Genomic DNA, 25,537 nt, shown 5'->3' with positions numbered 1-25,537 from the left:
TGGGGTTTGGGCCGAAGCCCGTTTCGGGCAAAAGAAGATGGCCTCCGTTCTAGCACGATTCGTGCCATCGCTTCCGGGGCCGGTTACCCGGCCCTGCGGCGCCGGAAAGTGACACGATTGTTTCTTGTGATCTTGTGAAGTACAATGCTGTCGCATCCGGGGTGCCGGGCCCGCCCGCCGGGACCCGCAAGGACCCGTTCCCCGTTCTCGTATCCCGTCGCAGGAGTTTCCCCCGTGACCACGGCAAAGGCGCTGGAGCGAAAGCTCCAGGAACTCGAGACCCTGGGTGAGGTGAGCGCGGCCCTGGCCAGCGACGCCCCCCTCCGGGACCGGCTGTACCGGACGCTGGCGGTGCTCGCCCGGCGGCTCGGCATGACCCGGGGAACGGTGGCCGTGGTGTCGCCCTATGCCGAGGAGGTGCGGGTCGAGGTGTCCTACGGCCTTACGCCCGAGGAGGAGAGCCGGGGCCGCTACCGGATCGGCGAGGGCATCACGGGTCGCGTGGTGGCCACGGGCGAGCCCATGGCCGTGCCCCACGTGGGCAGGGAGCCGTTGTTCCTCAACCGCACCCTGAGCCGGGACCTCACCCGGGAGGACGTGGCCTTCGTGTGCGTGCCCCTGAAGGTGGGCGACGAGGTCCTGGGGGCCCTGAGCGCCGACCGGGTCCAGGGCGACGGCGCCGGGCTCCAGGATGACGTGCGGCTTCTGACGATCCTGGGCACCATGGTGGCCCAGGCCGTGAAACTCCATCGCCTGGCCGAGGACGAGCGCCAGAAGCTCGTGGCTGAGAAGGAGCGGCTCGAGGCCGACCTCGTGCGTAAATACAACATCACGAACATCATCGGAAACTCCAAGGCCATGCACGAGGTCTACGCCATGATCGCCCGGGTCGCAAAATCGAACGCCACCGTGCTGATCCGGGGCGAAAGCGGCACCGGGAAGGAGCTCGTCGCCCACGCCATCCACTACAACTCCCCCCGGGCGAAAAAGCCCTTCGTCAAGGTGAACTGCGCCGCGATCCCCGAGAACCTGATCGAGTCGGAGCTCTTCGGCCACGAGAAGGGGGCGTTCACGGGGGCGGTCCAGCGCAAACCTGGGAAGTTCGAGCTGGCCGAGGGGGGGACGATCTTCCTCGACGAAATCGGGGATCTCTCGCCCACCCTGCAGGTGAAGCTCCTGCGGGTGCTCCAGGAGAAGGAGTTCGAGCGGGTCGGTGGGCTCGAGCCGATCCGGGTGAACGTCCGGGTCATCGCGGCCACCAACCGGGATCTGGAGAGCCTGATCGAGGGCGGCCGGTTCCGGGAGGACCTCTACTACCGGCTCAACGTGTTTCCCATCTTCCTCCCGCCGCTACGGGAGCGGCGCACCGACATCCTGCTCTTAGCCGAGCACTTCCTTCAGAAGTACGCCCGGGAGAACGGCAAGGACATCCGCCGCATCACGACCCCGGCCATCGACATGCTGATGCGCTACCACTGGCCGGGCAACGTGCGGGAGCTCGAAAACTGCATGGAGCGGGCCGTTCTCCTGTGCGAGGAGCCGGCGATCCACTCCTACCACCTGCCCCCCACCCTCCAGACCGCCGACGAGTCGAGGAGCGCCGTGGAGCTCCCCTTCGACGAGGCGGTGCGGCATTTCGAAACCGACCTCATCGTGGATGCCCTAAAGGCCACGCGGGGGAACATCCGAAAAGCCGCCGAGCGGCTCCAGACCACGCCACGGATCGTGGGCTACAAGATCAGAAAGTACGGGATCGAGCCCAGAAAATACAAGTAGGAACGGCGGCCCTCGGCCCTCGAACTTCCGCCGTCGGCAGGGGGCGGGTCAGGGGGACGGGTGCGTGCCGGGTTCCGGCGGCCCGGCCGTAAGGCCCAGGCGAGATGCCTCGGCCTCTAGCAGCCGGAGTCCGGCCGCGGCCACGCCGGCGTAGAACCCCCCATAGGGCAATGTCCCATCCTGCCGGGCGAGGTCCCGGAAGAATCGCGGCATCCACGGCAGCACGTGGGTCCCGAGGCACTCCCGGTACGCGGCGGACCGGGGGCCGGCCTCCGCCGCCAGGAACGCCAGGCAGTCGAGCTGGAAGGCGGCGTGGTCCTCCGCGTCGCGGAACCGCTCGCCTTCGGGCACGAGCCCCTGGGTTCGGAGGAAGCCCCGGAAGGAAACCAGCGCCGGTCCGAACCGAGCCCCGTCCCGGTAGGCGCTGGCGTAGGGGGCGACGCGGGGTTGGAAGGGGTCTTGGAGGAGGGTCCAGAGGGCCTCCCGCGCCGCCTCGCCCCCCCGGACCGGACCCCATTTCCGGGCGGAGGCCGCGAGTTCCCCGAGGAGGACGGAGTCGGCGCGCGCGAGCGCCTCCAGGTCCTCCGGTGTCGGCCCCTCCCAGAGCCAACGGGCCAGATCACCCCAGCCCGGCCTCATGACCCGGCCTCCCCGGGGCGCGGCCCCTCGGCCAACGCGCGCACCGCGCGGCAGTCCGGGCACAGCGCCAGGAGTTCCGGATCGCCCACGCCCCGGTGCCGAAGCCGGCGGGCCACGGCCTCGATCGCCTCCCGGGTGGCGAACACCCGGCCGCACGCCGGACAGGCGTGGGCGTCGGCACGCACGAGCACTCGGGGCGCGAAGGATTCCCGCGCCCAGCGCAGCCCGTGCTGGAGCCCGAGGGTCGCCTCGGGGCAGGCGGCGGCGCACAGCCCGCACCCCACGCACCGCACCTCGGTCGCCCGGAGCACGGGGGTGTTCGGGTCGGCCTCCAGCGCCCCGGTGGGGCAGACGCCGGCGCAGGCCCCGCAGGCCGTGCACCCGCCCCCGACTTCCGGGCGCCCGAAGGGGCCGTCGAGGTCCGGGGCGTCCGGCGCCGCGTCCCACAGGGCCCGGAGGATCCGGGCGCGGCGGGCCAGGGTGGATTCTTCCGGGCGGCCCGGGGGCAGGGGGGGCCTCCGCGCCGCCCCGGACGCGGGGGCGTCCCCGCCGAGGAGGATCGTGCCGCCGAGGCCGACCCGGTCGAGCACGCGGTCGCATTCCTCCCGCAGCGCCTGGGCGACCGGTTCACACGTGGGGCAGGGCGCGAGCCGGAGGCACGGGGACCCGGCCAGGACGGCCCCGGCCAGTCCCCAGGCGTCGAGGCCGGCGAGGTGGTCGAGGGGAACACCCACGGGCCCCTGCGGCCCGCCGACCTCCTCGGCGTGGCGGCACCGCAGGTGAAGGGGAATCCCGGCCCGGCCGAGGGACTCGAGGGCCTGGGCCAGGGCGTCCCGGGGCCAGGGCCTCGAGTCCATCTGCCCGGTGGGGCAGGCGGCCACACACGCCCCGCACCCGGAGCAGGCGAGCGGGTCCCGGTCGAGCGAACCGGCCCGGTCCCGCAACGCCCCGGTGGGGCAGACCTCGAGGCACCGGGAGCAGCCCCCGAGCCGGGCGGCGCGGTGGGCGCAGGCTTCCGGGGGAGGGCCCACGGTGTCCCACGCGACCGTTCCCGCCGCCAGGGCGAGGGCCTCGACGATGGCCGCGGAGACCCCGTCCGGGCCCGCCGGCAGGAACAGACCGGGGCGTGGTGGATCCGTCCCGCCGGGCCAGATCACCTGGTCGGCCGCCACCGCCGGGGGGCGGCGGAGGTCCAGGGCGGCCGCCGGGCCGCAGGCCGCCTCGCACCGGCCGCACCCGTCGCAGCGCTCGGGGGAAAACCGAAGTTCCGGGTCCAAGGCCCCGGTGGGGCAGGCCTGGGCGCAGGCGCCGCACCCGACGCAGGACCAAGGGTCCACCGGGTGGGGGACGGCTAGGCCGATCCGAAATGCCCCGGCCCGCCCGTCGACCCGGACGGGTTGGGCGGGAAGGGCGTTCCAGCCCCTCCCAGGCCGGGCGCCGGGCGCGATCCAAACCACCTCGGCCACCCCGGCCAGGGTGCGCGCGACCCCCAGGCCTCCGGACCCCAGCACGGCCACCCGAGGAAGCGGGGGAAGTTCGCGCTCGGCCGGGGGGAGGGCCGCGGCGGCGAGGTTCGTCCCGGCTGCGGCGGCCGCGGCGGCGAGGCGCCGGGTCGCGGCACCGGGCCGGCCGACGAGCGCCGGGGGGAGGTCCCAGGCCACGACCCGGCCGGGGGATAGCCCCTGCGCCTCCCAGTCGGCCAGGAGCCGGCCGGTCCCCCGGGCGCACCCGACGAACACGGGCGCTTCGGGGGCCGGAAGATCCTGGCGGCACAGGAGCCGGAACCCCCGGAGCCGCAGGCCCTCGGGCAGATCGGCCGGGCGGGGCAGGGGGACGGTGCCGTTACACGAGCACAGCCACGCTTCCCGCGCCAGCCGGGGGGAGAGTCCGTCCTGGGGATTCGCCATGGATCAGCCCGGCTCCCCGAGGCGGCCGGTTCGCACGAGCTCGTCGTACTCCTCGGGGTGTTCGCGCCGCAGGTCCTCCAGGGAGATCCTGCCCGTCAGCCACACCCGGTTGAGCCTCGGCCGGCCGTGGTAGGTGTGCACGTGGTAGAGGTGCCAGATGAAGATCGCGATCACCGCAAGGAGCGCCTCGTCGGTGTGGGCGATGTATCCCATATGGATCACGAAGTCGGAAAACGACCTCGGAAACCACAGGATGAGCCCGGAGCCGGCCATGATCGCCACCCCCCAGAAGGCGCCCCAGTAGTCGAACTTGTTGATGTAGCTGTACCGGGGGTACCGGGCCCGCCGGGGCTCGAGGCCCAGGAGGAACCGGGTGTCGTGGAGCATGTCCCGGACGTCCCGCATCGAGGGCCAAAGCCCCCCGCGCCGGCCGGTGCGCGCCTGGTGCCAGAGGGCGTGGGCCACGTGAACCAGCCCCAGGCCGAGCATCACCACCCCGCTCGCCCGGTGGATCCACCGGACCACCTCGTACCCCCCCATCACCCGGATCATCCCCCACCAGTGCCATTTGAGCGGCATGCCGGTCACGGCGAGCACGGTGAAGGTGATCATCAGGAGGGCGTGCTGCCACACGAACCCGGGCGGAAACCGCTGAACCTCCCGTTGGCTCATCGGTCCTCCTCCTTGCGGGAACGCACGATGTCCAAGAGGATGTGGGCCAGGAGGGCCGCGGTCACGACAACGGTGAGTCCGACGAAGAATCGGTCCGTAAGCCGGGGCCAGGGACTCCTGGGGTCCGTGGCGTGCACGAGGCCCCCCGCGGCCGCGAGCCGGGGTACCTCGAGCTTGCCCTCGCCGTGGCAATCGGTGCAGACCCGCTCGATTCCGAAGGGGTTCTGGGGCGCGTGGCAGGATCTGTCGCAGGCGATGGCCTTTTCGTCCTTGGTGAGTTCGTGGGTGGGCCAGGCGCGGGCCGGACGTAGGTCCCTCACGACGGCAGTTTTCTTCTCCCCCCGGGCCTCGAGCACCTTGGGGCCCTCCAGGTGGCACGAGGTGCACTCGACCCGGTCGGTTTCCTGAAAATGGAGCCGGCACGCGGCGGTGCGTCGCCGGATCCGGTCCCATCCGTGGCAGTCCCCGCAGCGCTCGAGCCCCTGGCGGGGTTCCCGGGCCCCCTGCCGGTCGGGTCCGTCGGGCAAGGCGAGCAGTTTCTCGACGAAGGCGTCCCGGAACCCGGGGTGGCAGTCGGCCTGGTCGCACTTCCGGCCGTCCTTGCCCGGTGGGAACCGGTAGTGGGCCGCCTTGGCCTTGTCCTTCCAGTCGGGCATCGCCCGGGCCAGTGCGACCCAGCGGGCCACCAGCGGGTTCTCCTCCCCCGAAGGCGCCAGGTAGGGGTAGCGGCCGTCGGCCAGATCGGGGGCGGGCCCGGCGGCCGGGGTTCCCCCGGCCCAGAGCCCGAGCACCGCGAACGCGAGGGCCGCGGCGGTTCGTCGCAGGGTCATGCGCGCTCCCTCCCACCGGGGCGGACCCCGAGGGGCCGCCCCTTGCCCGTTACAGGCTCTTCCCGTAGGCCCGCTTCCACCCCCAGGCGTTCGCCTCGGAGCCCCGCTCCACGGCCCGTTTCCGGTAGATCCGGGAAATCTCGTCGGCCTCCCCGGCCAGGAGCGCCTTCGTGGCGCAGGCCGTGGCGCAGGCCGGGAGCTTCCCCTCGGCGAGCCGGTTGGCGCCGTACTTTCGCCGCTCGGCCTCCGAAAGGTCTTCCTCGGGGCCCCCGGCGCAGTAGGTGCACTTGTCCATGACCCCCTTGGCCCCGAAGGGGGCTCCGCTCGGGAAGCTCGGCGCGCCGAAGGGGCAGGCGAACAGGCAGTACCCGCACCCGATGCACTTGTCCTTGGAGTGGAGCACCAGCCCGTCGTCGGTCTGGTAGAACGCCTCCACAGGGCACACGGCGGCGCAGGGCGGGTTCGAGCAGTGCATGCACGAGATGGAGATACTCGCCTCGCCGTCCTGCCCCTCGTTGATCGTGATGACCCGGCGGCGGAAGGTGCCCCGGGGCACATCGTTCGCGTTCTTGCACATCACGGTGCAGCCGTCGCAGGCGATGCACCGGTTCGCGTCGCAAAGGAATTTCAGCCGGGCCATGGGGCACCTCCTAGGCCTTGGAGATCTGGCACAGGCCGGTCTTGGTCTCCTGCATCTGGGTCACCACGTCGTAGCCGTAGTTGGTGACCACGTTGGCGGACTCGCCCAGGACGAACGGCGCGGTCCCTTCCGGGAAGCGATCGGCCTTGCTCACGCCCTCGAACACCCCGCCGAAATGGTACGGCAGGAAGATCGTGTGCTCGTCCACCCGGTGGGTGACCTTCACCCGCACCTTGATCCGGCCCTTCTGGGGGCTCTCCACCCAGATCCAGTCGCCCTCGAGGAGGCCGTAGTCGTTGGCGGTCCTGGGGTTCACCTCGGCGTACATCTCCGGGGCGAGCTCCGAGAGCCAGCGGTTGCCCCGGGTCTCGGCGCCGCCGCCCATGTGGTGGACGATCCGCCCGGTGGTGAGGATGAGCGGGTACTCCTTGCACGCCTCCCCCGACTGGACCCCCTCGAACGGGGTGAAGCACCGGTACTGCATCTTCTGGTCCTTGTAGGTGGGGTAGTCGGCGATGAGGTCGGGCCGCGGGGTGTGGATGGGCTCCCGGTGCACGGGCACCGGATCGGGGAAGGTCCACACGTACATCCGGGCCCGGGCGTTTCCGAACGGGGCCATGCCTTTCGCCAGAGCCGCCTCGATCGTTTTGTTCGTGAGATCGGTCTTCCAGTTGGTGCCGGGCACCACGTCCTGGAACTCCGGGTAGCCGCCCTCGGCCTGGCTCCCGGGCATGGTCACCCCCTTGGCGGCCAGGAGGTCCCGGCCCTTGTACTCGGTGCCGAACCGCGCCCGGAACGGGAGCCCGCCCTCCATGATCGGCTTCGACATGTCGTAGAGGATCGGGGTGCCCGGATGCTTCTCGTTCCAGCACGGCCAGGGCAGCCCGTAGTACTCCCCGTCGCACGGGCCGCCGTTGGCGCGCAGGGTCACCAGGTCGAAGGTGTGGGCGTTGTCGCGCTGACGTTTGAGCCGTTCGACGGTCTGCCCCAGGTACCCGATGGTTTGGAGCCCCTTTCGCCATTCGTTCACGCAGTCGTCGGGCCACGTCTCGATCTTGCCCCGGAACTCCTTGCCGAACCCGAGGCGTTCGGTCAGGGCGAACATGATCTCGTGGTCGGGCCTGGAGTCGTACAGCGGCTCCATGACCTTGTAGCGCCACTGGAGCTGCCGGGCCGTGGCCGTGACCGAGCCCTCGTTCTCGAACTGGGTCGAGGCCGGCAAGAGGTAGGTGCCGTCGGTGCGATCAGGCACCACCGCGGCCGAGGGCACGAAGGGGTCCACGAGCACGAGGAGCTCGAGTTTCTCCAGCGCCTCCTTGACCCGGTGCATCTGGCTCTGGCTTTCCATGGCGATGCCCCAGTAGAACAGGGCCCGGATGTTGTCGCGCTGGTCGATCTGGTCCTTGGGCTGGAGCACCCCCTCGTACCAGCGGGCCATGGTGAAGCCCTTCTTGTTGTGCTGCTTCTTGTCGTACTCCCGATCGAACCGGCCCATGAGCCAGTCGGGATCCACGCCCCAGACCTGGGCCCAGTGCTTGAAGGCCCCGTCGGAGAGGCCGTAGTACCCGGGCAGGCTGTTGGCGAGGATGCACATGTCGGTGGCGCCCTGGACGTTGTCGTGGCCCCGGATCACGTTGGCCCCGCCGCCGGCCTTGCCCATGTTGCCGAGCACGAGTTGGAGGATGCAGTAGCTCCGGGTCACGTTGTTGCCGTTGGAGTGCTGGGTGCCGCCCATGCACCAGATCAGGGTGCCGGGTCGGTTCTCGGCCAGGAGCCGCGCCACCCTTTTGAGGAGTTCCGGCTTCACCCCGGTGATCCGCTCCACCTCCTCGGGGGTGTAGTGGTCGGCCACCTGCATGACCTCTTCAAACCCGAAGGTGCGCTTTTCGATGAATTCCTTGTCGTGCCAGCCGTTCTTTACGATCTCCCGCACCAGGCCCATGACGAGGGCCACGTCGGTGCCCGAGCGGTGGCGGACGTACACGTCGGCCTTGGCGGCGGTCTTCGTGAACCGGGGGTCCACCACGATCAGGGGCGCCCCATTTTTTTCCTTGGCCGCCAGGATGTGCTGCATGGCCACCGGATGGGCCTCGGCGGCGTTCGAGCCCAGCATGATGATGGACCGGGCGTTTCGGATGTCGTTGAGGTGGTTCGTCATGGCCCCGTAGCCCCACGTGTTCGCCAGACCGGCGACCGTGGTGCTGTGTCAGACCCGGGCCTGGTGGTCGACGTTGTTCGTCCCCCACATGGCGGCCATCTTCCGGAACAGGTAGGCCTGCTCGTTGGAAAACTTGGCTGAGCCCATCCAGTACACGCTGTCGGGCCCGGATTCCTTGCGGATGGCCAGAAGTTTTTCGGCGATCTCGTCGAGGGCCTGGTCCCAGGAGATCTTCTTCCACTTGCCCCCTTCGAGCTTCAGGGGGTGGCGCAGTCGCTTCTCGCTCGTGGCGAAGTCCCGGAGGCTCGCGCCCTTGCAGCACACCCCGCCCCGGCTGATCGGGTGGGTGAGGTCCATCTCCTGGCGGACCCACACCCCGTTTTGGACCTCGGCGATGATGCCGCACCCCACGGAGCAGTGGGTGCATACCGTTTTCACCTGCTTGGCGTCGGGGTAGGGCGACTTCTCCCCGGCCCGGGCCCGGCGGACGAACCCGGCCGGCGACCCGGCCACCGCGCCGGCCGCCAGCGCCGTGGCGGCGGATTTGAGGAACCCCCGTCGGTCCACCCCGGCCCCGCGCGGCTTGGCGGGGCTGGGCCTTGCCGTTCGAACGCGCATGGCTCGCCTCCTTATCTGCCTCGTTTCGGAGAGTTCAGTCCTCCAGGGTGCGGTAGTAGGTCTCGACGTGCGGCGTGCGGCGGAATCCCGTGGCCGGGCGGTTGCCGGCGCGCGCCGTGCCGGCCTTGGCCTTCGGCACGAGTCCCAGCGCGGCGAGGCCCGAGCCGAGGGCTGCCAGGAATCTACGGCGGGAGTGGGGGGTTGGCTTGGTCTTCACGGCCCACCTCCTTTGGCGAAGGGTTACGGGCTCACGAGCCCGGCGTCGATGAGGTCCTGGAAGAAGGCGCCCGCGTTGCGAAGCGCGTCGAACACGAGGGAACTCGACATGGTGGCGCCGCTCACGGCGTCCACCGAGGGGTCGAACATCCGGGGCCGAAACGCGTTGAATCCCCGGAGCCGGGCCCGGAGAAAGGCCAGGTCCTCCTCCGAGATCTCCTGGTTCCCGTAGCGGCTGATCCGGAGTTTCACGATGTCGACCACCTCACCATACCGGTCGAACACGGCCACGAAGTGCAGCGCGTGGCAGATGTCGCACACCGGGGCCACCGAGAACACCCGGGCAAAGTAGGGCCCCCCCGGTGCCTCGACCCGCCAGGCCCGGCCGGTATGGGGGAGATCCAGCGCCTCGACCCGCGCCTTCCGCCCCCGGAACGCCGGCGCCTCGAGGATGCGGCGCACCACCTCGTCCTCCGGCATCTGGAGCACCGGGGGTTTGCGCACCACCTGGAACGCGGAGGCCTCCTCCGCGAGCCCCTTGAAGAGCGAGGGATCCAGGTTGCGGTAGCGCTTCATGTCGTAGAACGGGAGCATCGGGGTCGTGATGGCCCCCAGGTGGGTCGTGGCTACGATCCACCGGCCATCGCGCCGGACACAGAGCACCGTGTAGGGCGTGCCCCCGGGGTTTCCAAAGGCGTGATAGGCGAGGAACTCGGGATCCGGGATCAGGGGAAACGACAGGCCGTACCTCCCCCGGAACGCCGCCACCTCGTCGGCCGTGTTGCCCTCGGCCACGCCGAGGATCTTGGCTTTCCCTGCGAGTTCCTCGTCGGCGGCGATGAGGGCCGTGAGTTCCGCCATGACCGGGGCCTGGGCCATGCACGACTGGCAATGGACGTTGAAGAACTCCACCAGCAGGATCTCGCCCGGGACGTCCTCCGTGCTGGCGTCGGGCGACGAGAGCCCGAGGTACGCGCGATCCGGTTCGGGTAGGTTCGCCCAGGCGAGCCGGGGCAGGGGGTTGCCCACCCCCAAGGGATGGGACTCCGCGTCGGTGAGCCGGGGCGCGGCCGAGGCGGAGGCGGCGAGGAAGACGGCGGCGAGGCCGAGGCCGAGAAGCCGGAACCGGTGGGAATTCCCCATGATGTGCCCCCAAACAAGATCAAACAACGTATGAAAAGAACGACGGCACGAAGTCTAGCCGCAGGCACTGTGGTGTCAAGGGGGTGAGGCCCAAAAAATCGCTTGGGAGCGGATCAGGACCGTACGATGGTCTGGAGGAGGGTCAACAGGTCTCGGGTTTGGAAGGGTTTGCGGAGCGGTTTGGGAAAACCGAGTTTGTGAATCTCGTCTTCGCGGTTTTCCGCGTACCCGCTGATGAACCGGATGGGGAGTCCGGGGTCGAGGTCCCGCAGTTTCACGGCCAGGGCCACGCCGTCCATGCCCGGCATGCGCACGTCCACGAGGGCGGCCCGGAAGGATCGGTCCCCCCGCTCGACCGCCCGAAGGGCCTCCTCGGCGCTCCGGGCCGCCCGCACCCGGTAGCCTGCGTCCCGGAGCACCCGGGCCAGGGTCGCTAGCACCACGGGGTCGTCGTCCACCACCAGGATGTCGCCCGCGCCGGCGGGCGGCTCCCCCTCGGCCGCGGCCTCCGGCGTCGCCCCTTCGGCGAAGGGGAAGGTCACCTCGAACCGGGCCCCTCCCCCCGGCGGGCTGACGAGCCGCACGGCCCCCCCGTGGCGCTCGGCGATCCCGTACACGATGGCGAGCCCCAGGCCGGTGCCCTTGCCGGGTTCCTTGGTCGTGAAGAAGGGGTCGAAGATCCGTTCGGCCAGGTCCTCCGGAACGCCCGGACCGGTGTCCTGGACCGCCAGCACGGCGGCCCGGGCATCCGGGGACCGGTAGGTCTCGACGGTCAGCGCGCCCCCGGAGCCCATGGCGTCGGCGGCGTTCAGGACGAGGTTCAAAACGACCTGCTGGACCTGGGTGGGGTCGGCCCGGACCGGCTCGAGGCCGTCGCCCGGGAGCCAACGCAGCTCGATGCCCTTGAGGCTCGGTCTCACCAGGCCGAGCGCCCGCTCCACCTCGGTGTTCAGGTCCACCGGCCGCGGTTCGAACTCCCCGGCTCGGCTGAAGGCGAGGAGCTGGCGCACCAAGCCGGCGGCCCGGTCGGCGCCGGTCTTCACGGTGGCCAGGTACCGAAGCGCCTTGGGATCCTCGATGCGCCGCTCCATCATCTCGAGCGACGGCACCATGGCCCCGAGGATGTTGTTGAAGTCGTGGGCCACCCCAGCCGCGAGCCGGCCCACGCTCTCCATCCGCTGGGCGTGCTGGAGCTGCCGTTCCAAGGTGCGCCGCTCGGTGATGTCCTGCACCACCACCACGGCGTGACCCTTTCCCGCGGGAGCCCTTTGGACCAGGTAGTCGCGGCCGCCCAGCCGGAGCTCGAGTTCGCCGCCCTCGGGCGGCGGTTCCGCCCGGCCCAGGACCCGGGCGCAGCGCATGCCCTCCACCGGCCCGAACCGGCGGTGGGCGTCCCGGTTCGCGTAGACGATCCGGCCGTTGGGGTCCACGAGGAACACGGCGTGGGGCATGCCGCTCAGCACCGCGTCGAGGCGCTCGCGCTCCTCCTCCAGTTCCCGGGTCTTCGCCCGCACCCGCTCCTCCAAGGTCCGGTTCGCCTCGGCGAGTTCCTCGTTGGCCGCGGCCACCTGCTGGAGGGCCGATTCGAGGCGGGCCACAAGATCGCCGAAGGACGCCGCCAGGATCCCCACCTCGTCGTCCCGTGCCACGGGCGGCGGCGGGGTGGGATGCCCCGGGTCGAAGCCCTGGGCCCAGCCGGAGAGCCGCTCCAGGTCGGAGGTGGCCCGGCGGACCACGGCGCGGTAAAGGACGAAGAACCCCAGGAACGCCGCGAGGAGGACCCCGGCCTGGCCGAGCGCCGTGCGAATCGCGAGGGCCTGGAGCTCCCCGGTGGGCAGGAGGATCAGGGCCCACCCCTGGGCCCGGCCCCCGGCGCGGAGGGGGGTGCGCAAGTAGGCGTGGGGAACCCCCCCGATCACGACCTCCCCCCTCATGGAATCGGGGGGTGGGGGATCCCACGGGCTCGGGAGGCTCGTTCCGAGCAGTTGGCCCTCGGGCCCGAGCAATGCCACATCGGCTCCCAGGAGGGAGGCCCAGCGCTGGAGGACGGAGGTCTCCAGGGGAAGGGCCACCACGATGACCTCCTCCACTCCGTTGGACCCCTCCCGGGGGCTCGCCGCGGCCAGCGCCGCCCCGCCTCCGGGAAGCGCCTCGACCGACGCCGCTGGGACCCCGGAGAACGCCTTCTCGAGGAGAAACTCCCAGCCTCCCCGGCCCCTCCAGTACGCCCGGTTTCCCATGCCGACGACCTCGAGCCCGTCGTGGGTGAGCCAGCGCATGGTGTACACCTGGAGTTGGCGCAGGGGCCGGGGATCGGGGCTGGACGACTGGACCCGGGCCACCTCGGCCAGGATCCGCGTGCGGAACACGAGCGACTCCTCCGTCGCCCGCAGGTGGCTTTCGAGGCGGGCCGCGGTCTGGCGGAGCCGCAGGTCGAGGTTCGTCCGGTAGAAGGCCGCCGTGGAGATCCAGGTGACGCCCAGGCTCAGGAGCCCCAACCCGGCGACCAGGGCGCCGAACGAAACCAGGAACCGGCTGCGCAGGCTCGTGGGGCGGATCATCGGTACTGGAAGTAGTTGGCGAGTTCGGCCGAGAGGGCCTGCACCATCTCGTAGAGGGGGGCGTAGTCCTCGTCGGTGGTGGGAAGGAACCGGTCGGCCCCGAGGTCAATCAGGGCCTTCTTCCCCTGGGGGGACTCGTGCATGGAAAGAAGGAGCGTTCGGATCTGGCGCCGAAGGGAGGGGGACACCGTGGGGCCGGCGACGAACCCGTTGGACGGCACGGGCTTCGACGCGGCGAGCTCCCGGAGCCGGCCCTTGAGCGACGGGTCTTCCCGCACCATCTCCCTCCACACCAGGTCCTTCGCCGCCGCGGCGTCCACCTCGCCGCCGAGGAGTCTGCGGAGGGCCGCCTCGTGGGATCCGGCGTCCTCGAAGGCGGCGAAGAACGTCTCGGGCGTCCCGAGCCCCCGGCGCTTGAGGGCGTACATCGGGAAGATCTGGCCTGCCGTGGTGGTGGGCCCCGCGTGGGCTACCTTGCGACCCTTGAGGTCCTCGAGGGACCGGAGCGGGCTCTCGGCGCGCACGTAGATCACCCCCCGGTACCGGGAGATCCCGCCGTAATCCGGCCGGGCCAGCACCTCGGCCCCGGTTTCCACGTGGGCCACCAGGTAGGCGAAGCTGCCGGCGAACGCCGCGTCCACCTGGCCCGTGCGAAACGCCTCGGTGAGATCGGTGTAGCTGGCCTGGTGCACGAGGTCCACGGGGAGCCCGAGGCGCGACTGGAGAAACCGGGCGAGGCCCCCGTATTTCGTCTCGAGGGCCACGATGTTTCGCATCGGCGGCACCCCGATCCGGAGTTCCCGCCGGACCGGCACGAGGCCCCTCGCCTCGGCGAGTTCCTGGGCGGCCTGGGTTTTCAAGAACTCGAGGAACCGCCGGGGCGTCGAAAGGGGTTCGGCCCGCACGGCGAAGATGACCGGTCGGGCGAGTCGATATCGACCGGTCCGCACCGCCTCCGGGTCCGGGTACACCCCGTCGAGCCGGAGCACGCGCACGTCGGGCTCGAGTTCCAGGGCGTCGCGAAGCGAGGTGTATCCCAGGGCCCCCGGGTACATCCGCAGGGCGTGGGACATGTCCTGGGGCGCCTCGAGCACGGTCGCGCTGGGGCTCACGGCAAGCTCGGCGAACACGGTCTCGTCGAGGAGTTTCCGGGGGGAGGTGAACGGCGGGCGGTCCAGGAGCACCACGGGCAACCGGGAGCCGCCGACGCCGGACCAATCGGGGATGGACCCGTCGTAGAGCCGTCGGAGTTGGAGGGTGGTGAGGCCGGTGATCCCGGCGTCGGCGTCGGCGGCGAAGACGAGGGGGTCGAGGGCGAAGGGGTAGACGTAGAGACCGGCGCGCTCGTCGGCGGAAGGCTCGCGGGTCAGGTAGGCCACGTCGATCTCCCGGGCCTTGAGGGCCTGGATGGCGGCGCCGGAATGGGTGGAGGGCACGTGCTCCACCTGGACCCCGGGGTGGGACGCCTGGAACGCGTCGACGAGGGCCTGGGCGAGATCGCGGGCCGAACCGGATCCGCCCAGGCGGAACCGTTCGGGCGGGGACCCGCCCCCGGGAGCACAGGCCCCGAGGAGAACGGCAAGAACGAAGAGAACGGCTGCGGTTCGGCTCATGGGCTCCCGCTCTCGTGGGAAAACGCGACGCCACCCCCTTCGTTTCGGCGGCAGAGGGAAAGAAGTTTACCATGCCAGAACGGGTATGCGGAGTTGATGGAACCCAGAAGGTCACCCCCGGGGGGGCGGCAACGGGGAAAACGGGTTGCCCTGCTTTGGTGAACCCGCAAATCCGTCGCCGGGGATCGGCCCGGTCGGCCCGAGACGCCCCCCGGGTCGGGCCGGCCCTGCTCAGGGGAGCCTCGTCGCTGGGCCGGCCGCAGCCGAGCAGCGGCCACGAGGAGGGTCCATGCGATTCGCCGACATCACCGGCTGGGGCAACTGTGTCCCCCTCCGCCGTCATGACCAACGACGACCGGGCCACCTTCCTGGACGCTTCGGAGGGGTGGATCCGCACCCGTTCGGGCATCGAGCGGTGGCATTACAGCCACGTGATCACCTGCGAGATGGCCCGGGTCGCTGCCGAGCGTCGAGTGCTACCTCGGCCCCAACGGGGCAGGGAAGGGAAGAAGGCGCAAAAAAACCGCCGGCCCGAGGGCCGGCGGTTTCGTTTCGGTGGTGGGCGAGGCGGGATTCGAACCCACGGCCTCAGGTTCCGGAGACCTGCGCTCTATCCAGCTGAGCTACTCGCCCGCCGAAGGAAGCGCGTAGTTAACCACAGGGCGGCACGGATTGCAAGAACTTTGGCCCGCCCCCGGCTGCGGGCTATTCGCACTTCAGGATCGCGTAGATTCTGCGGTTCTTCGCCCGTCCCTCCTCGGTGTCGTTGGAGGCGATGGGCTGGCTCGCGCCGTAGCCTTCCGCCTTCATCCGGGCCTTTTCGATCCCGTACTTCTCGTTGAGGAGTTTGACCACCGCTTTGGCCCGCCGCAGCGACAGGTCCAGGTTGTACTGGGGGGTGCCCACGTTGTCGGTGTGGCCCTGGATGATGACCTTGAGTTCCGGGTTTTCCTTGAGGTACTGGGCCACCCGTTCGAGCTCGGCGTAATCGGCCTGCTTGACCACGTCGGAGTCGAAGTCGAACTGAATCTGGAGTTCGACGCATTTGAGCTCCTTCACGTCGTCGGCCGGGTCGAGCGGGTTGGTGCCGGCCACCTTGACCTCGAGGCCGTCGGGCACCGACCCCTTGTCGGTGTCGGGGTCCTTGGGGTTCGTGCCGTGCTTGGCCACCTCGTCCCCGTCGGTGAGCCCGTCGCCGTCGGTGTCGGGGTTTTTCGGATCGGTGCCGTACTGGAGCACCTCCTTCCCGTCGGCGAGCCCGTCGTCGTCCGAGTCCGGGTCGTTGGGGTTGGTGCCGTACTTCTGGGTCTCATCCCAGTCGGTGAGCCCGTCGCCGTCGGAGTCCTTGAGGCATCCCGTCCGGTCCACCGGGGCGCCCATGGGCGTGCCCGGGCACTTGTCCTCGTGGTCGGCCACGCCGTCGCCGTCGGTGTCGATGGGGCAGCCCACGGCGTCCACCGGGACGTTCTTCAGGGTCCCGGGGCAGCGGTCCTTATAGTCGGGCACTCCGTCGCCGTCGGAGTCGGGGGGAGGGGCCGGCTTGGCCATGGCCTTCTGCTTGGCCTCCCAACACGCCTTGGTCTTGGCCAGGAGGTCGTCGGCCGCCCGTTCCGCCGTCTGGAACTCCTCGTCCACCTCGGCCCCGCCGTGGAACTCCATGGCCTCGTGTCGCGCGTGGGCCAGGAGCGCCTCGGCCGTCGCAAGTTCCCGGGGGGCGCACTCCATGGCGTCCATCTTCTGGGCCTCGCCGATCTTCGCCTGGATCGCGGCCACGCGATCGGCATCGGCCTTCGAGAGCGGCCGGATCGCTCCGCAGCCGGCCGTCAGGGCCAGGGCCCCGGCCCCGAGGAGGGCGCCCCAAAGCAGATTCCATGTCCTCATTGGGCACCTCCTTTCGACGTGGCCAGGGCTTTCTGGGCGTTCTCCAACGCCACCCCGGCCCACTCCTTGGCGGCAGACCAGTCGTTCTCGTCCTTTTCGTGCTCCGCCAGGTCCAGGAACGCCTGGGCCTTGTAGAACTCGTAGGGCGCCTTGGCTTCGGCCCCGGCCGCCTTGGCCTGGGCCAGGGTGTCGTGGGCTTGGCCCAGGGTGCCCAGGGTGGAACACCCGCCGAGCAGCCCGACGGCCGCGAGGGCCGCCAACCAGTGCCTTCGTCTCATGGGTTCCTCCTTTCTTCCGATTGCATCGCTTGGTTTACGGATGTGGCCGACCGTCTGCCCAAAGCACCGCACCTCCTTTCCCCAATCCGGGCCCCGGTCGGAGGTGGCGAACACGGTAACGCGGGAATTTCGGCCGTCAAGGAGGTCGGGTATACTGGCTAGGCGGCTGGGCGGCTGGGCGGCTGGGCGGCTGGAAGGCTGGAAGGCTGGAAGGCTGGAAACGGCGCGGGCGCTGGGAGCCGGGGCTGTAAGGCTTTCGGCATTCCCGCGTTCTAGCCTTCTAGCCTCTCAGTACCGGAACGACACGCTGAACCGGAGACGATCATGCGGGTGAAGGTGAATCTGTACGCCGGTCTTCGCAAGTTCGCGCCGGAGGGCAAGGCGCCCTTCGAGGTGGAGCTCCCGGAAGGGGCGACCCTGGGGGAGTTGATCGCGCGGCTCGGCATCCCGGAGGAGAAGCCTCGGATCCTGCTGGTGAACGGGCGGCACGCCGACCCCGGGCGGGAGCTCGCCGACGGCGACGAGGTGGCGCTGTTTCCGCCGGTGGCCGGGGGGTAGGCCGGTCGGGCGGCGGGTCTACCGGGGCGGGCGAAACCGGGCCAGCACCGGGGCGTGGTCCGAGCCCGGGTCGTAGGGGTCGAACCCGGGGCCCTCCTGGGCGGGCCGGAGCCGCTCGTTGTGCACCTCGGCCCCCAGGAAGTGGGGAAGGAGGGATTGGGAGATCAGGATGTGGTCGAGCATCTCCCTTCGGCCCCGGTACACCTGGGTGAACCGCCGGTCGGCCGGGATCGCCTCTTCGCAGGCCACGAGTTCCATCGGCGTCAGTGAGGGGCTGTCGCAGGCCCGGGCGTCCCCCGCCACGATCCGCAGGCCCTCCGAGTCCAACGTGTCGTTGAAGTCGCCGAGCACGACGACCCTCGCCTCGGGGTCCCGCCGCAGCAGGTGGTCGACCGCACGCCGGATCTGCACCGCCTGGCCCAGCCGCTTGGCCTCGGTCACGAGCCGCCCTTCCCCCGCATCCCCCAGGCTCTGCCACCGGTCCGAGGCCCCCTGTCCCTGGAGCTCCCGGGTGTAGGAGGGGATCTTCGATTTCCAGTGGACCACGATGAGGGTCATGGGAAACCCGGGCACCTGCCACTCCACCTGGAGCGCCGGCCGGCTGAACGCCCCCCGCACCCGGACCTCCATGCCGGCCTTCCGGTCCACGACCTCGAGGTCGATCCCGGCGGCCACCGTTTTGGCACCCGCCAGCGGATAGCGCGAGAACACCCCGCACCGTAGCGGGCTAGACCCCCGCTCGGCCAGGACCACGTGGGGATACCCCAGTCCGTCGAGCAGCGGTTCCAGGAGGTCGGGATCCAACAGCTCCTGGAACGCCACGGCGTCGGCGTCGAGCCGGCGGATCGCCCGCCGCAGGGCCTCGAGGTGCCGGGGCAGGCGCTCGCGGGCCTCCGGGGTTTCCTCGTCCGGGCGGACCCCTAGGTTTTCTAAGTTGTAGGTGGCGAGCCGAAGCTCCCGTACGCCGCTCATCCGTCCTCCCCCGCATGGGCCAGGGCCCGGTCGATGGTGGCGAGAAGGTCTCTCGCCGCTTGGAACCGGGAGTCCGCCCGGGCGACGCCCGCGGGATCCACCAGCACGAGCCGGGGGATCACCCGAACCCCGAAGGCCGAGATGGCCTCGCCGTTGCGGTCGAGGAGAATCCTTCCGGCGTACGAGCGCGGCATCCTGCGAACATCGGCGCGGACCACCTCGGGGGGTTCCCGCAAGAACACCTCGACCACCCGCACGCCCCGTTGCCGAAGGTCGCCGGCGATCCGGTTGAGTTCACCCACCTCGTCCCCGCACTGGGGGCACCAGGTCGTACCGAACTTCAGAAGGATCCATCCGGACCTCCCGCCGAGGAGATCCTCTTGCCGGCCGTCCAGGGTCTCGAGCACCAGGTCGGGAACGGGATTGCCCACGCCGGCGTACCGGGCCTCGGTGGACGCCCGGAACGCGCAGAGCAGCGCGGCGACGGCCACGGTGAAGACGATTTTGGAAACTCGGCCCACGGTCGTGCCTCCTTGCGGGAATGAACGGCGGCCGCCGGGGTTCCGCCCCGGGCCCCCTAGGGCGCCCTCCGGGGGGCGGAACCGCGGGTTTGTTCCATTCTGGCCCACGGGCCGCTCCGGCGCAAAGCGTTTTGGCTCACCGAGCCAGGAGGATTCGTGTCCCGACCGCGAGGAGCACGAGGCCCAGCGCCGCCCTCAGTGTTCGCGGTGGTACCCTCCGCCCCCACGCCGCCCCCCACCGCGCGCCGGCGAGGGCGGGCACCCCCGCCAGGGCCCAGGTGGGAAGGTGGAGGTACCCGATCGCCCCGGGAATCGGGTTGCCGCGGGCGAACCCGAAGGCGACGTAGCCCGCGGCCGCCGTGGAGGCGGAAAAGACCATGATGCCGGCGGCGGTGCCCGCGGCCCGGTGGGTCGGGAGACGGCCGGGTCCCGCCAGAAGGGGCACGAGGAGAACCCCTCCGCCGATCCCGAAGGCGGCGGCGATCGCCGCGGCCCCCGCGGCACAAACCCGCAGGCCGGTGAGCGCGAGCGCCGGGAGGGGACGGAGGAGTTCGCGTGCCCACTGGCCCAGGCCGAGCACGATCAAGAACACCCCGAAGGCCAACTGGACCGCTCCGGGGGCGGCAAAGGTCCCCAAGGCGCCCCCGGCCGCCGCGCCGAGGACCACGAAGGGCGCGAGCCGCCGCACCAGGGACCACTCCACCTGGTCTGCCCGGGCCTGGGACCGCAGGGCCGAGACCGCCGCCAGGAGGACCACGGCCTTGGATGTGCCGAGGGCGGTGGGCACCCTGGCCGCAGGGTAGCCCAGCCATCCGAAGAGCTCGAGGAAGGCCGGAGCCAGGAACACCCCGCCCCCGATGCCCAGGAAACCGGCCGCGAGTCCGGCCCCGAGGCCCAGGGGGGGAAGGATCGCCCAGGTCATGGGGGGGCGATCGGGGTGGGGCTATCCCCCATGGAGGACCACCTGGACCTTTCGGGTGCGGGGCCCGTCGAACTCCGCGAGGAAGATCCCTTGCCACGTGCCCAAAGCGAGCCGGCCCCCGACCACGGGGACCTGGACCGACGAGCCCACCAGGGTCGCCTTGATGTGGGCGTCGGAGTTGCCCTCGGTGTGGCGGTAGGGCCGGTTGCGGGGGACGAGCTCCGAGAGGTGGTGCAGCAGGTCGGCCACCACGTCGGGGTCCGCGTTTTCGTTGATGGTGACGCCGGCCGTGGTGTGGGGCACGAACACCGTGCACAGCGCCCCGTCCCGGCGCCGCACCACCTCCGCCACGGCCGCGGTGATGTCCACGAGGCACTCGCGACGGGTTGTCTTCACGGTCAGGGTTTCCATGCGGAGTTCCGTCTGCGGTCTTCGGTCGCCGGTCGTTGGTCTGGGGCCGCTGGGTTCCGGCTCATGCCCCCAGCGCCCGCCCCAGGTCGCGGGCGCGGGCCAGGAGGTCGGGGTGCCGCTCTACGGCCCCGGCCTCCTCCAGACCGGGGGCCACGAGGGCGGTGGGCTCGAAGCCATACGACGTGAGCACCCGCTCCAGGCTCCCCAGGGTCCAGGCGTAGGCGTCGGGATCCGGGTGCCCCTGGGTCACCAGGAGCACCGCCGGCCGCCCCGTTGGGATCCGGAGGGTTCGGTCCGCGCCGCGAAAGGAGTACCAGCGGTCGAGGTACGATTTGAAGAGTCCCGTCGCGTAGCCGTAGTAGATCGGGGTCGCAAGCACCAGCCCCCGGCAGGTCCGCGTCTCGTGCAGCACCGGGGTGAGGTCGTCCTCGAGCACGCACCGGGTGGCCGTGGCCCGGCAGGCGCCGCAACCCACGCACCCCCGGAACGACAGCCGGGCGAGGGGCACCGTCCGGGTCTCGCCCGCCCCCGCCTCCCGGGCCCCGGCCAGCACCTCCTCGGCGAGTCGGGCCGAGTTGGAGGGTTCTCGACCGCTTCCCACCACGCCCAGGATCATCAGTGCACCGCCTCGGACTCCGCGAACCCGAGTTGCACCGCCTTCACGGCGGCCTGGGTTCGGTTTTTCACCCCTAGTTTCTCGAACAGGCTCACCAGTTCCTTCTTTACCGTCTGCTCGGACACGCAGAGTTTCTCGGCGATCTCGGCGTTGTTGTCGCCCCGGGCCAGGTAGCGGAGCACCTGGAGTTCCCGCTCGGTCAGCCCGTACCGCGCCGGGTCCTGCGCCTGGGACAGTTTCTGGTCCGCGAGGAACGGGGAGTGGATCTCGTCGCCGCGGTACACGGCCTTGAGGATCCGTACGAGTTCATCGAGGTCCACGTCCTTGAGAACATAGCCCGCCGCGCCAGCCTTGATGGCCTGGTCGACCTTGGTGGGGGCGTCGTGGAGGGAGAGAATCAGCACCTGGGTGCGGGGGACCCGTTCCCGGATGAGACGCGTGGCCCGGATGCCGTCGAGGCGGGGCATGGCCAGGTCCATCAGCACGATGTCGGGCTGATGCTTCTCGGCGAGCACCACGGCCTCGGTGCCGTCGGAGGCGGTCGCCACCACCTCGATGTCCTCGTCGAGCCCCAAGACCTCTTCGAAACACTGTCGGAGCAGTCGCTGATCCTCGGCGATGAGAACGCGGATCGGCATGGAGCGGAAAACCCCCTTTTCCCCCTTTTTTCAAGGCCAAAACGTGCGACCGCGATGCTCGTACGGTAGCATAGCCCGAAACGCCTGTTCAACGAGGGCGCCGGCCTCGCGGCGCGGGAGGAACCCATGCGAACGGATCTCCAACTCGTGCCCTACCGGGACTACGACTATCCGCGCCTGGTGGCCGAACCGGCGGGGGGGGTGTGGAACCCGGGCCCGGAAACGTTTCGGGTGGAGGAGATCCCCCTGTACCCGTTCTGCGGGGAGGGGGAACACGCCGCCCTCTGGGTGGAGCGCACAAACCGATCCACGCGGGACCTCGCCGTGGCGGTGGCGCGGAGGCTGGATCTGCACCCTGCCGCCGTGGGGTACGCGGGCATGAAGGACAAACGCTGCACCGCGGTGCAGGGGTTCACCGTGGCCGGCGTGGCCACGGATTCGGCCCGGGAGGCCTTCGAGGCCGAGGGATGCCGGGTTCACCTCGCCACGCGGCATCGAAACAAGCTCCGCCTGGGGCACCTGGCCGCGAACCGGTTCCGGGTGGTCCTGGAAGGCGTGCAGGCCGGGGCCGTGGAACGGGTGGTGGCGTTTCTGGAGTCGTGGGGGGTGCCCAACTACTTCGGGCCCCAACGGTTCGGGGGGAAGGGAGACAACGCGGTCAAGGGGCTTGCCGTTCTCCAGGGCGAGGTGCGCCTGGGACGGTGGAAGCGCGACCTCATGGTTTCGGCCCTCCAGTCCCTGGTGTTCAACGAGGTGCTCGCCCGGCGCATCGAGGCGAACCTGCTCGACCGGCCCCTTCCGGGCGACGTGCTCCAGAAAGCGGACTCGGGGGGGCTCTTTGTGTGCGCCGACCCCGAGGCGGACGCCCCCCGGGTGGACCGGTTCGAGGTGGCGCCCACCGGCCCCCTGTGGGGCCGTAAGATGGTCCGCCCCACGGGTTGGGTGGCCCGTCAGGAGGCGGAGGTGCTTTCGGATTTCGGCCTCGAAGAGGAGTGGTTCTCCCGGGAGACGGGCTCCCGGCGCCCCCTGCGGGTGCCGCTGGCCGGGGCGGAGGTGCGGCCGTCGGAGTCGGGCGTCGTGGTCGAGTTCCTGTGTCCGCCGGGCGCGTTCGCAACCTCCGTGGTGCGGGAGATCACGGGAACCCCCGCAGGTTTTACGTAAAATATACGGCAATATATTTTGAAAAGCCGATCTTGACACTCGTATAATGTAGTGCCAAACTCCCCGTGCCAACGGAGTTCGACACGGGGAGAAAGCGATGAGCGTACGGCCTTCCGAGTTTTACACGCCCAAGGTGGTGGGCGCCCAACTCACGGGCATGATCAAAACCAAGGGGCCCAACGAGTACTCGGCCCGGTTGCGGATCCCGGTGGGGATCCTCACGGCCGAGGTCCTCGAGAGCCTGGCGCGGCTGAGCCGGGAGCACGGCCGGGGGGAGGTGTTTCTCACGGCGCGCTACGGCGTGGAGCTGCCCGGGGTGCCCGGGGACCGGTTCGAGGCCCTCCGCCGGGAACTGGCCGAGGCCGGCATCGGGCTTGCGGGGTGCGGCCCCCGCATGCGAACGACCACCGCGTGCCGGGGAACGGTCTGCCCCCATGGCAACGTCGACACCTTCCGGATCGCTTGGGAGATCGACCGGCGGTACAACAACGCCGAGGTCCTGCCCCACAAGTTCAAGGTGGGGGTGTCGGGTTGCGCCTCGAGTTGCTCCAAACCCCAGGCGAACGACGTGGGCCTCGTGGGAGCCGCGAAGCCCGAGTGCGACCCCGACCGGTGCACCGGATGCGGCGTGTGTGTGGAGGCCTGCCACCTGGGGGCCGCGCGGATGGAGGGGGAGGTGGCCACGATCGACCGGTCGGCCTGCGTTTCGTGCGGCGACTGCATCAAGGCCTGCCCCATGGCGGCCATGCGGGAAGCCCGCACGGGGCTTCACCTGTTCGCTGGCGGGCGGTGGGGCCGGGTCAAGCAGGTGGGCCTCCAGGTGGCGGAATTCCTAGGCGAGGAGGAGGCGATCGAGGCAGTCGGCCGGATCAAAGCGTGGTACCGGGACAACGGCCGGCCCAAGGAGCGGCTCGGCCAGACCATGCTTCGTGTAGGCCCCGAGCGGTTTCAGGCCGAGGTGCTCGACGGCGTCGCCCGGGAAAAATGGGTGGCCCTCACCCCCGAGGCGCTCGCGCGGTTCCAGCCGTTTGGGTGAGTGGGAAGGCGAGTAGGCTGGAAGGCTGGAAAGCTAGAAAGCTAGAAGGCTGGAAAGCTGGAAAGCTGGAAGCTTCCCAGCGCCGCTTTGGGGCGCCACTGTGCATGACAGTAACGCCCGAGTCAGTGCCCGGGTGTAGGAGCGGCGTCCCCGCCGCGATCCGGGCCGAAGGCCCGAAGGGAAATGGTCGCGGCTCGAAAGCCGCTACCACAGGTCAGGACAACTGCCGACGCTGGAATCCCGAATGTTCCCAGCCGCCTAGCTGCCAAGCAGCCCAGCCGTCTAGCCGAAGTTGACGAAGGAGGTTCCCCATGTCCTTCCTCGATATCACCGGCGATGTGTGCCCGATGACCCTGGTGCGGGTCCGGATGGCGTTGGAGCAGGTGGAACCCGGGCAGGAGCTCGAGATCCTCATGGCCCCGGGGGAGCCGGTGGCGAGCATTCCCCGGACGCTCCGGGACGAGGGGCACGAGGTCGTCTCGGTGGAGCGGGACGGCGGGGCGTTCCGGGTGCGGGTGCGGAAGAAGGCATGAGCCTCACCGAGGAGGAGATCCACCGGTATTCCCGCCAGATCATCCTGCCCGAGGTTGGGGGGATCGGCCAGGAGCGCCTCAAGCGGTCCCGCGTGCTGGTGGTCGGGGCGGGGGGACTCGGGTCGCCCGCGGCCCTCTACCTGGCGGCCGCCGGGGTGGGAACCCTGGGGCTGTGCGACGCCGACCGGGTGGACCTCACAAACCTCCAGCGCCAGATCCTCCACGGCACCCCGGACGTGGGCCGCCCCAAGGTGGAATCCGGGGCCGAGGCCCTGCGCCGGCTGAACCCCGGGATTCGGCTGGTCGAGCACCCCGTGCGGCTCGCCGCGGCGAACGCCCTCGAGGTGATCCGCGGCTACGACGTGGTGGTGGACGGCACCGACACCTTTCGGTCGAAATTCCTCGTGAACGACGCCTGCGTGGACGCGGGGGTTCCCTACGTGTACGCCGGCATCCTGCGGTTCGAGGGGCAGATCCTCACCGTCGTGCCGGGTCGGGGCCCGTGCTACCGGTGCTTTTTCCGGGAACCGCCTCCCGCGGGGAGCGTGCCCACGTGTGCCCAGGCCGGCATCCTCGGCGCCGTGGCGGGGGTGATGGGAAGCCTGCAGGCCCTGGAGGTGCTGAAGCTGCTCCTCGGGGTCGGGGAGCCGCTCGTGGGCCGGCTGGTCGTGTTCGACGGGGAGGCCCTGACGTTCCGGGAGGTCCGGGTGCGCCGCGACCCCCAATGCCCGGCGTGCGGGGAGGAGCCCTACCGCAGGCCCGTGGCCGACGAGGCCGAGGAGACCTGCCGGGCCCCGGAGGCGGGGTGCTGAGGCCCACGACGGTATCGCCGGTCGCGGGGTGGGGGACCGGCTCCGGCCGAGCGCGACTGCGGCACCTTTTTTCGCCGCGCCTTCCGAGCAACTTCGGCTAGGCGGCTGGGCTGCTCGGCAGCGAGGCGGCTAAGAACATTCGGGCTCCCGACGTCATCGCGCCGGCGAACCCTTGGGAGCGGCTGCCGTATCGGGGGCCAGAGTTCAGAGGTTAGAGTTCAGAGCACCCCTGTCCTCTGTCGTCTGTCTTCTGGCACCTGGCACGGTCTCCGGTCCCTTCGCCCAGGGCGCGGCGATCCACCCTGTGGCCGAAACCGAGAAGTTATCGTTCTTGCGGACAGGCCGCGCTCCACGGCCTACGGCAGCTTCCAAAGCAATCCAAGCCTGGTGGAGCCCAGCGACGTAGACGTAAACGGCGGCGCCGG

The 25,537-nt window shown here is 70.4% G+C and carries 24 protein-coding genes and 1 tRNA gene; 6 read left to right on the top strand and 19 right to left on the bottom strand.

Going from position 1 to position 25,537, the window contains the following annotated elements:
- Positions 1-144: 144 nt before the first annotated feature.
- On the top strand, positions 145-1,776 hold the full coding sequence (gene nifA / locus ACYQ8L_RS01895) for a nif-specific transcriptional activator NifA (protein WP_459940064.1): 1,632 nt from the start codon (positions 145-147) through the stop codon (positions 1,774-1,776).
- A gap of 48 nt (positions 1,777-1,824) precedes the next feature.
- Here nifA and ACYQ8L_RS01890 read toward each other — a convergent pair whose 3' ends face one another.
- The 13 genes from ACYQ8L_RS01890 to ACYQ8L_RS01830 form a co-directional block, all read right to left on the bottom strand.
- Positions 1,825-2,415, bottom strand: coding sequence for a TorD/DmsD family molecular chaperone (locus ACYQ8L_RS01890; protein ID WP_459940063.1), 591 nt, complete (start codon positions 2,413-2,415; stop codon positions 1,825-1,827).
- Positions 2,412-4,322, bottom strand: coding sequence for a 4Fe-4S binding protein (locus ACYQ8L_RS01885; RefSeq protein ID WP_459940062.1), 1,911 nt, complete (start codon positions 4,320-4,322; stop codon positions 2,412-2,414). The genes ACYQ8L_RS01890 and ACYQ8L_RS01885 overlap by 4 nt, the downstream gene beginning before the upstream one ends.
- Before the next feature lie 3 nt (positions 4,323-4,325).
- Positions 4,326-4,994: a formate dehydrogenase subunit gamma gene (locus ACYQ8L_RS01880; RefSeq protein ID WP_459940061.1), complete on the bottom strand. Its 669-nt coding sequence runs from the start codon at positions 4,992-4,994 to the stop codon at positions 4,326-4,328.
- Positions 4,991-5,824, bottom strand: coding sequence for a hypothetical protein (locus ACYQ8L_RS01875; protein WP_459940060.1), 834 nt, complete (start codon positions 5,822-5,824; stop codon positions 4,991-4,993). Before ACYQ8L_RS01875 ends, ACYQ8L_RS01880 begins: the two co-directional genes overlap by 4 nt.
- A gap of 49 nt (positions 5,825-5,873) precedes the next feature.
- A complete protein-coding gene (fdh3B, locus tag ACYQ8L_RS01870) occupies positions 5,874-6,464 on the bottom strand; it encodes a formate dehydrogenase FDH3 subunit beta (RefSeq protein ID WP_459940059.1) in 591 nt (196 codons plus the stop codon).
- Between the two features lie 10 nt (positions 6,465-6,474).
- Entirely contained in the window at positions 6,475-9,240 is a 2,766-nt protein-coding gene (locus tag ACYQ8L_RS01865) for a formate dehydrogenase subunit alpha (protein WP_459940058.1), read from the bottom strand.
- Positions 9,241-9,274: 34 nt separating this feature from the next.
- Positions 9,275-9,457 (bottom strand): hypothetical protein, encoded by a 183-nt coding sequence (locus ACYQ8L_RS01860; protein WP_459940057.1) that lies wholly within the window; start codon positions 9,455-9,457, stop codon positions 9,275-9,277.
- A gap of 23 nt (positions 9,458-9,480) precedes the next feature.
- Entirely contained in the window at positions 9,481-10,599 is a 1,119-nt protein-coding gene (locus ACYQ8L_RS01855; RefSeq protein WP_459940056.1) for a hypothetical protein, read from the bottom strand.
- A gap of 113 nt (positions 10,600-10,712) precedes the next feature.
- Positions 10,713-13,160, bottom strand: a complete 2,448-nt coding sequence (locus tag ACYQ8L_RS01850) for a hybrid sensor histidine kinase/response regulator (protein ID WP_459940055.1) — start codon at positions 13,158-13,160, stop codon at positions 10,713-10,715.
- On the bottom strand, positions 13,157-14,773 hold the full coding sequence (gene phnD / locus ACYQ8L_RS01845; RefSeq protein ID WP_459940054.1) for a phosphate/phosphite/phosphonate ABC transporter substrate-binding protein: 1,617 nt from the start codon (positions 14,771-14,773) through the stop codon (positions 13,157-13,159). The genes ACYQ8L_RS01850 and phnD overlap by 4 nt, the downstream gene beginning before the upstream one ends.
- A 556-nt stretch (positions 14,774-15,329) precedes the next feature.
- Positions 15,330-15,406 (bottom strand) — tRNA-Arg (locus tag ACYQ8L_RS01840).
- Between the two features lie 72 nt (positions 15,407-15,478).
- Positions 15,479-16,654, bottom strand: a complete 1,176-nt coding sequence (locus tag ACYQ8L_RS01835) for an OmpA family protein (protein WP_459940053.1) — start codon at positions 16,652-16,654, stop codon at positions 15,479-15,481.
- Positions 16,651-16,932: a DUF4398 domain-containing protein gene (locus ACYQ8L_RS01830; protein ID WP_459940052.1), complete on the bottom strand. Its 282-nt coding sequence runs from the start codon at positions 16,930-16,932 to the stop codon at positions 16,651-16,653. The genes ACYQ8L_RS01835 and ACYQ8L_RS01830 overlap by 4 nt, the downstream gene beginning before the upstream one ends.
- 324 nt (positions 16,933-17,256) lie before the next feature.
- On the opposite strand from ACYQ8L_RS01830, the gene ACYQ8L_RS01825 reads away from it, so the two are divergent.
- Positions 17,257-17,490 (top strand): MoaD/ThiS family protein, encoded by a 234-nt coding sequence (locus ACYQ8L_RS01825; protein ID WP_459940051.1) that lies wholly within the window; start codon positions 17,257-17,259, stop codon positions 17,488-17,490.
- 18 nt (positions 17,491-17,508) lie between these two features.
- Here the strand turns inward: ACYQ8L_RS01825 and ACYQ8L_RS01820 are convergent, their stop codons facing one another.
- The 6 genes from ACYQ8L_RS01820 to ACYQ8L_RS01795 all read right to left on the bottom strand — a co-directional run bounded on the left by ACYQ8L_RS01820 (position 17,509) and on the right by ACYQ8L_RS01795 (position 21,570).
- Positions 17,509-18,462, bottom strand: coding sequence for an endonuclease/exonuclease/phosphatase family protein (locus tag ACYQ8L_RS01820; protein WP_459940050.1), 954 nt, complete (start codon positions 18,460-18,462; stop codon positions 17,509-17,511).
- On the bottom strand, positions 18,459-18,983 hold the full coding sequence (locus ACYQ8L_RS01815) for a TlpA family protein disulfide reductase (protein WP_459940049.1): 525 nt from the start codon (positions 18,981-18,983) through the stop codon (positions 18,459-18,461). Before ACYQ8L_RS01815 ends, ACYQ8L_RS01820 begins: the two co-directional genes overlap by 4 nt.
- 136 nt (positions 18,984-19,119) lie before the next feature.
- Complete coding sequence (locus tag ACYQ8L_RS01810) at positions 19,120-19,905, bottom strand: sulfite exporter TauE/SafE family protein (RefSeq protein ID WP_459940048.1); 786 nt, start codon at positions 19,903-19,905, stop codon at positions 19,120-19,122.
- A 21-nt stretch (positions 19,906-19,926) separates the two neighbouring features.
- Positions 19,927-20,316: a secondary thiamine-phosphate synthase enzyme YjbQ gene (locus tag ACYQ8L_RS01805; protein WP_459940047.1), complete on the bottom strand. Its 390-nt coding sequence runs from the start codon at positions 20,314-20,316 to the stop codon at positions 19,927-19,929.
- A gap of 61 nt (positions 20,317-20,377) precedes the next feature.
- The gene (locus ACYQ8L_RS01800; protein WP_459940046.1) at positions 20,378-20,932 is read right to left on the bottom strand and encodes a flavodoxin family protein; all 555 of its coding nucleotides are present in this window, start codon (positions 20,930-20,932) and stop codon (positions 20,378-20,380) included.
- Entirely contained in the window at positions 20,932-21,570 is a 639-nt protein-coding gene (locus tag ACYQ8L_RS01795; protein ID WP_459940045.1) for a response regulator transcription factor, read from the bottom strand. Before ACYQ8L_RS01795 ends, ACYQ8L_RS01800 begins: the two co-directional genes overlap by 1 nt.
- A 126-nt stretch (positions 21,571-21,696) precedes the next feature.
- Between ACYQ8L_RS01795 and truD the strand changes: the two genes are divergently transcribed.
- The 4 genes from truD to ACYQ8L_RS01775 all read left to right on the top strand — a co-directional run bounded on the left by truD (position 21,697) and on the right by ACYQ8L_RS01775 (position 25,112).
- Positions 21,697-22,731 carry a tRNA pseudouridine(13) synthase TruD gene (truD, locus tag ACYQ8L_RS01790; RefSeq protein WP_459940044.1) on the top strand — a complete coding sequence of 345 codons (1,035 nt, stop codon included), beginning with the start codon at positions 21,697-21,699 and terminating at the stop codon, positions 22,729-22,731.
- A 97-nt stretch (positions 22,732-22,828) separates the two neighbouring features.
- The gene (locus tag ACYQ8L_RS01785) at positions 22,829-23,767 is read left to right on the top strand and encodes a 4Fe-4S binding protein (RefSeq protein ID WP_459940043.1); all 939 of its coding nucleotides are present in this window, start codon (positions 22,829-22,831) and stop codon (positions 23,765-23,767) included.
- 311 nt (positions 23,768-24,078) lie between these two features.
- Complete coding sequence (locus tag ACYQ8L_RS01780) at positions 24,079-24,300, top strand: sulfurtransferase TusA family protein (protein ID WP_459940042.1); 222 nt, start codon at positions 24,079-24,081, stop codon at positions 24,298-24,300.
- Positions 24,297-25,112, top strand: coding sequence for a HesA/MoeB/ThiF family protein (locus ACYQ8L_RS01775; protein ID WP_459940041.1), 816 nt, complete (start codon positions 24,297-24,299; stop codon positions 25,110-25,112). The genes ACYQ8L_RS01780 and ACYQ8L_RS01775 overlap by 4 nt, the downstream gene beginning before the upstream one ends.
- Positions 25,113-25,537: the final 425 nt, after the last annotated feature.

Source organism: Deferrisoma palaeochoriense, from assembly GCF_054656955.1.
This window is presented reverse-complemented; position numbering and strand designations above follow the sequence as displayed.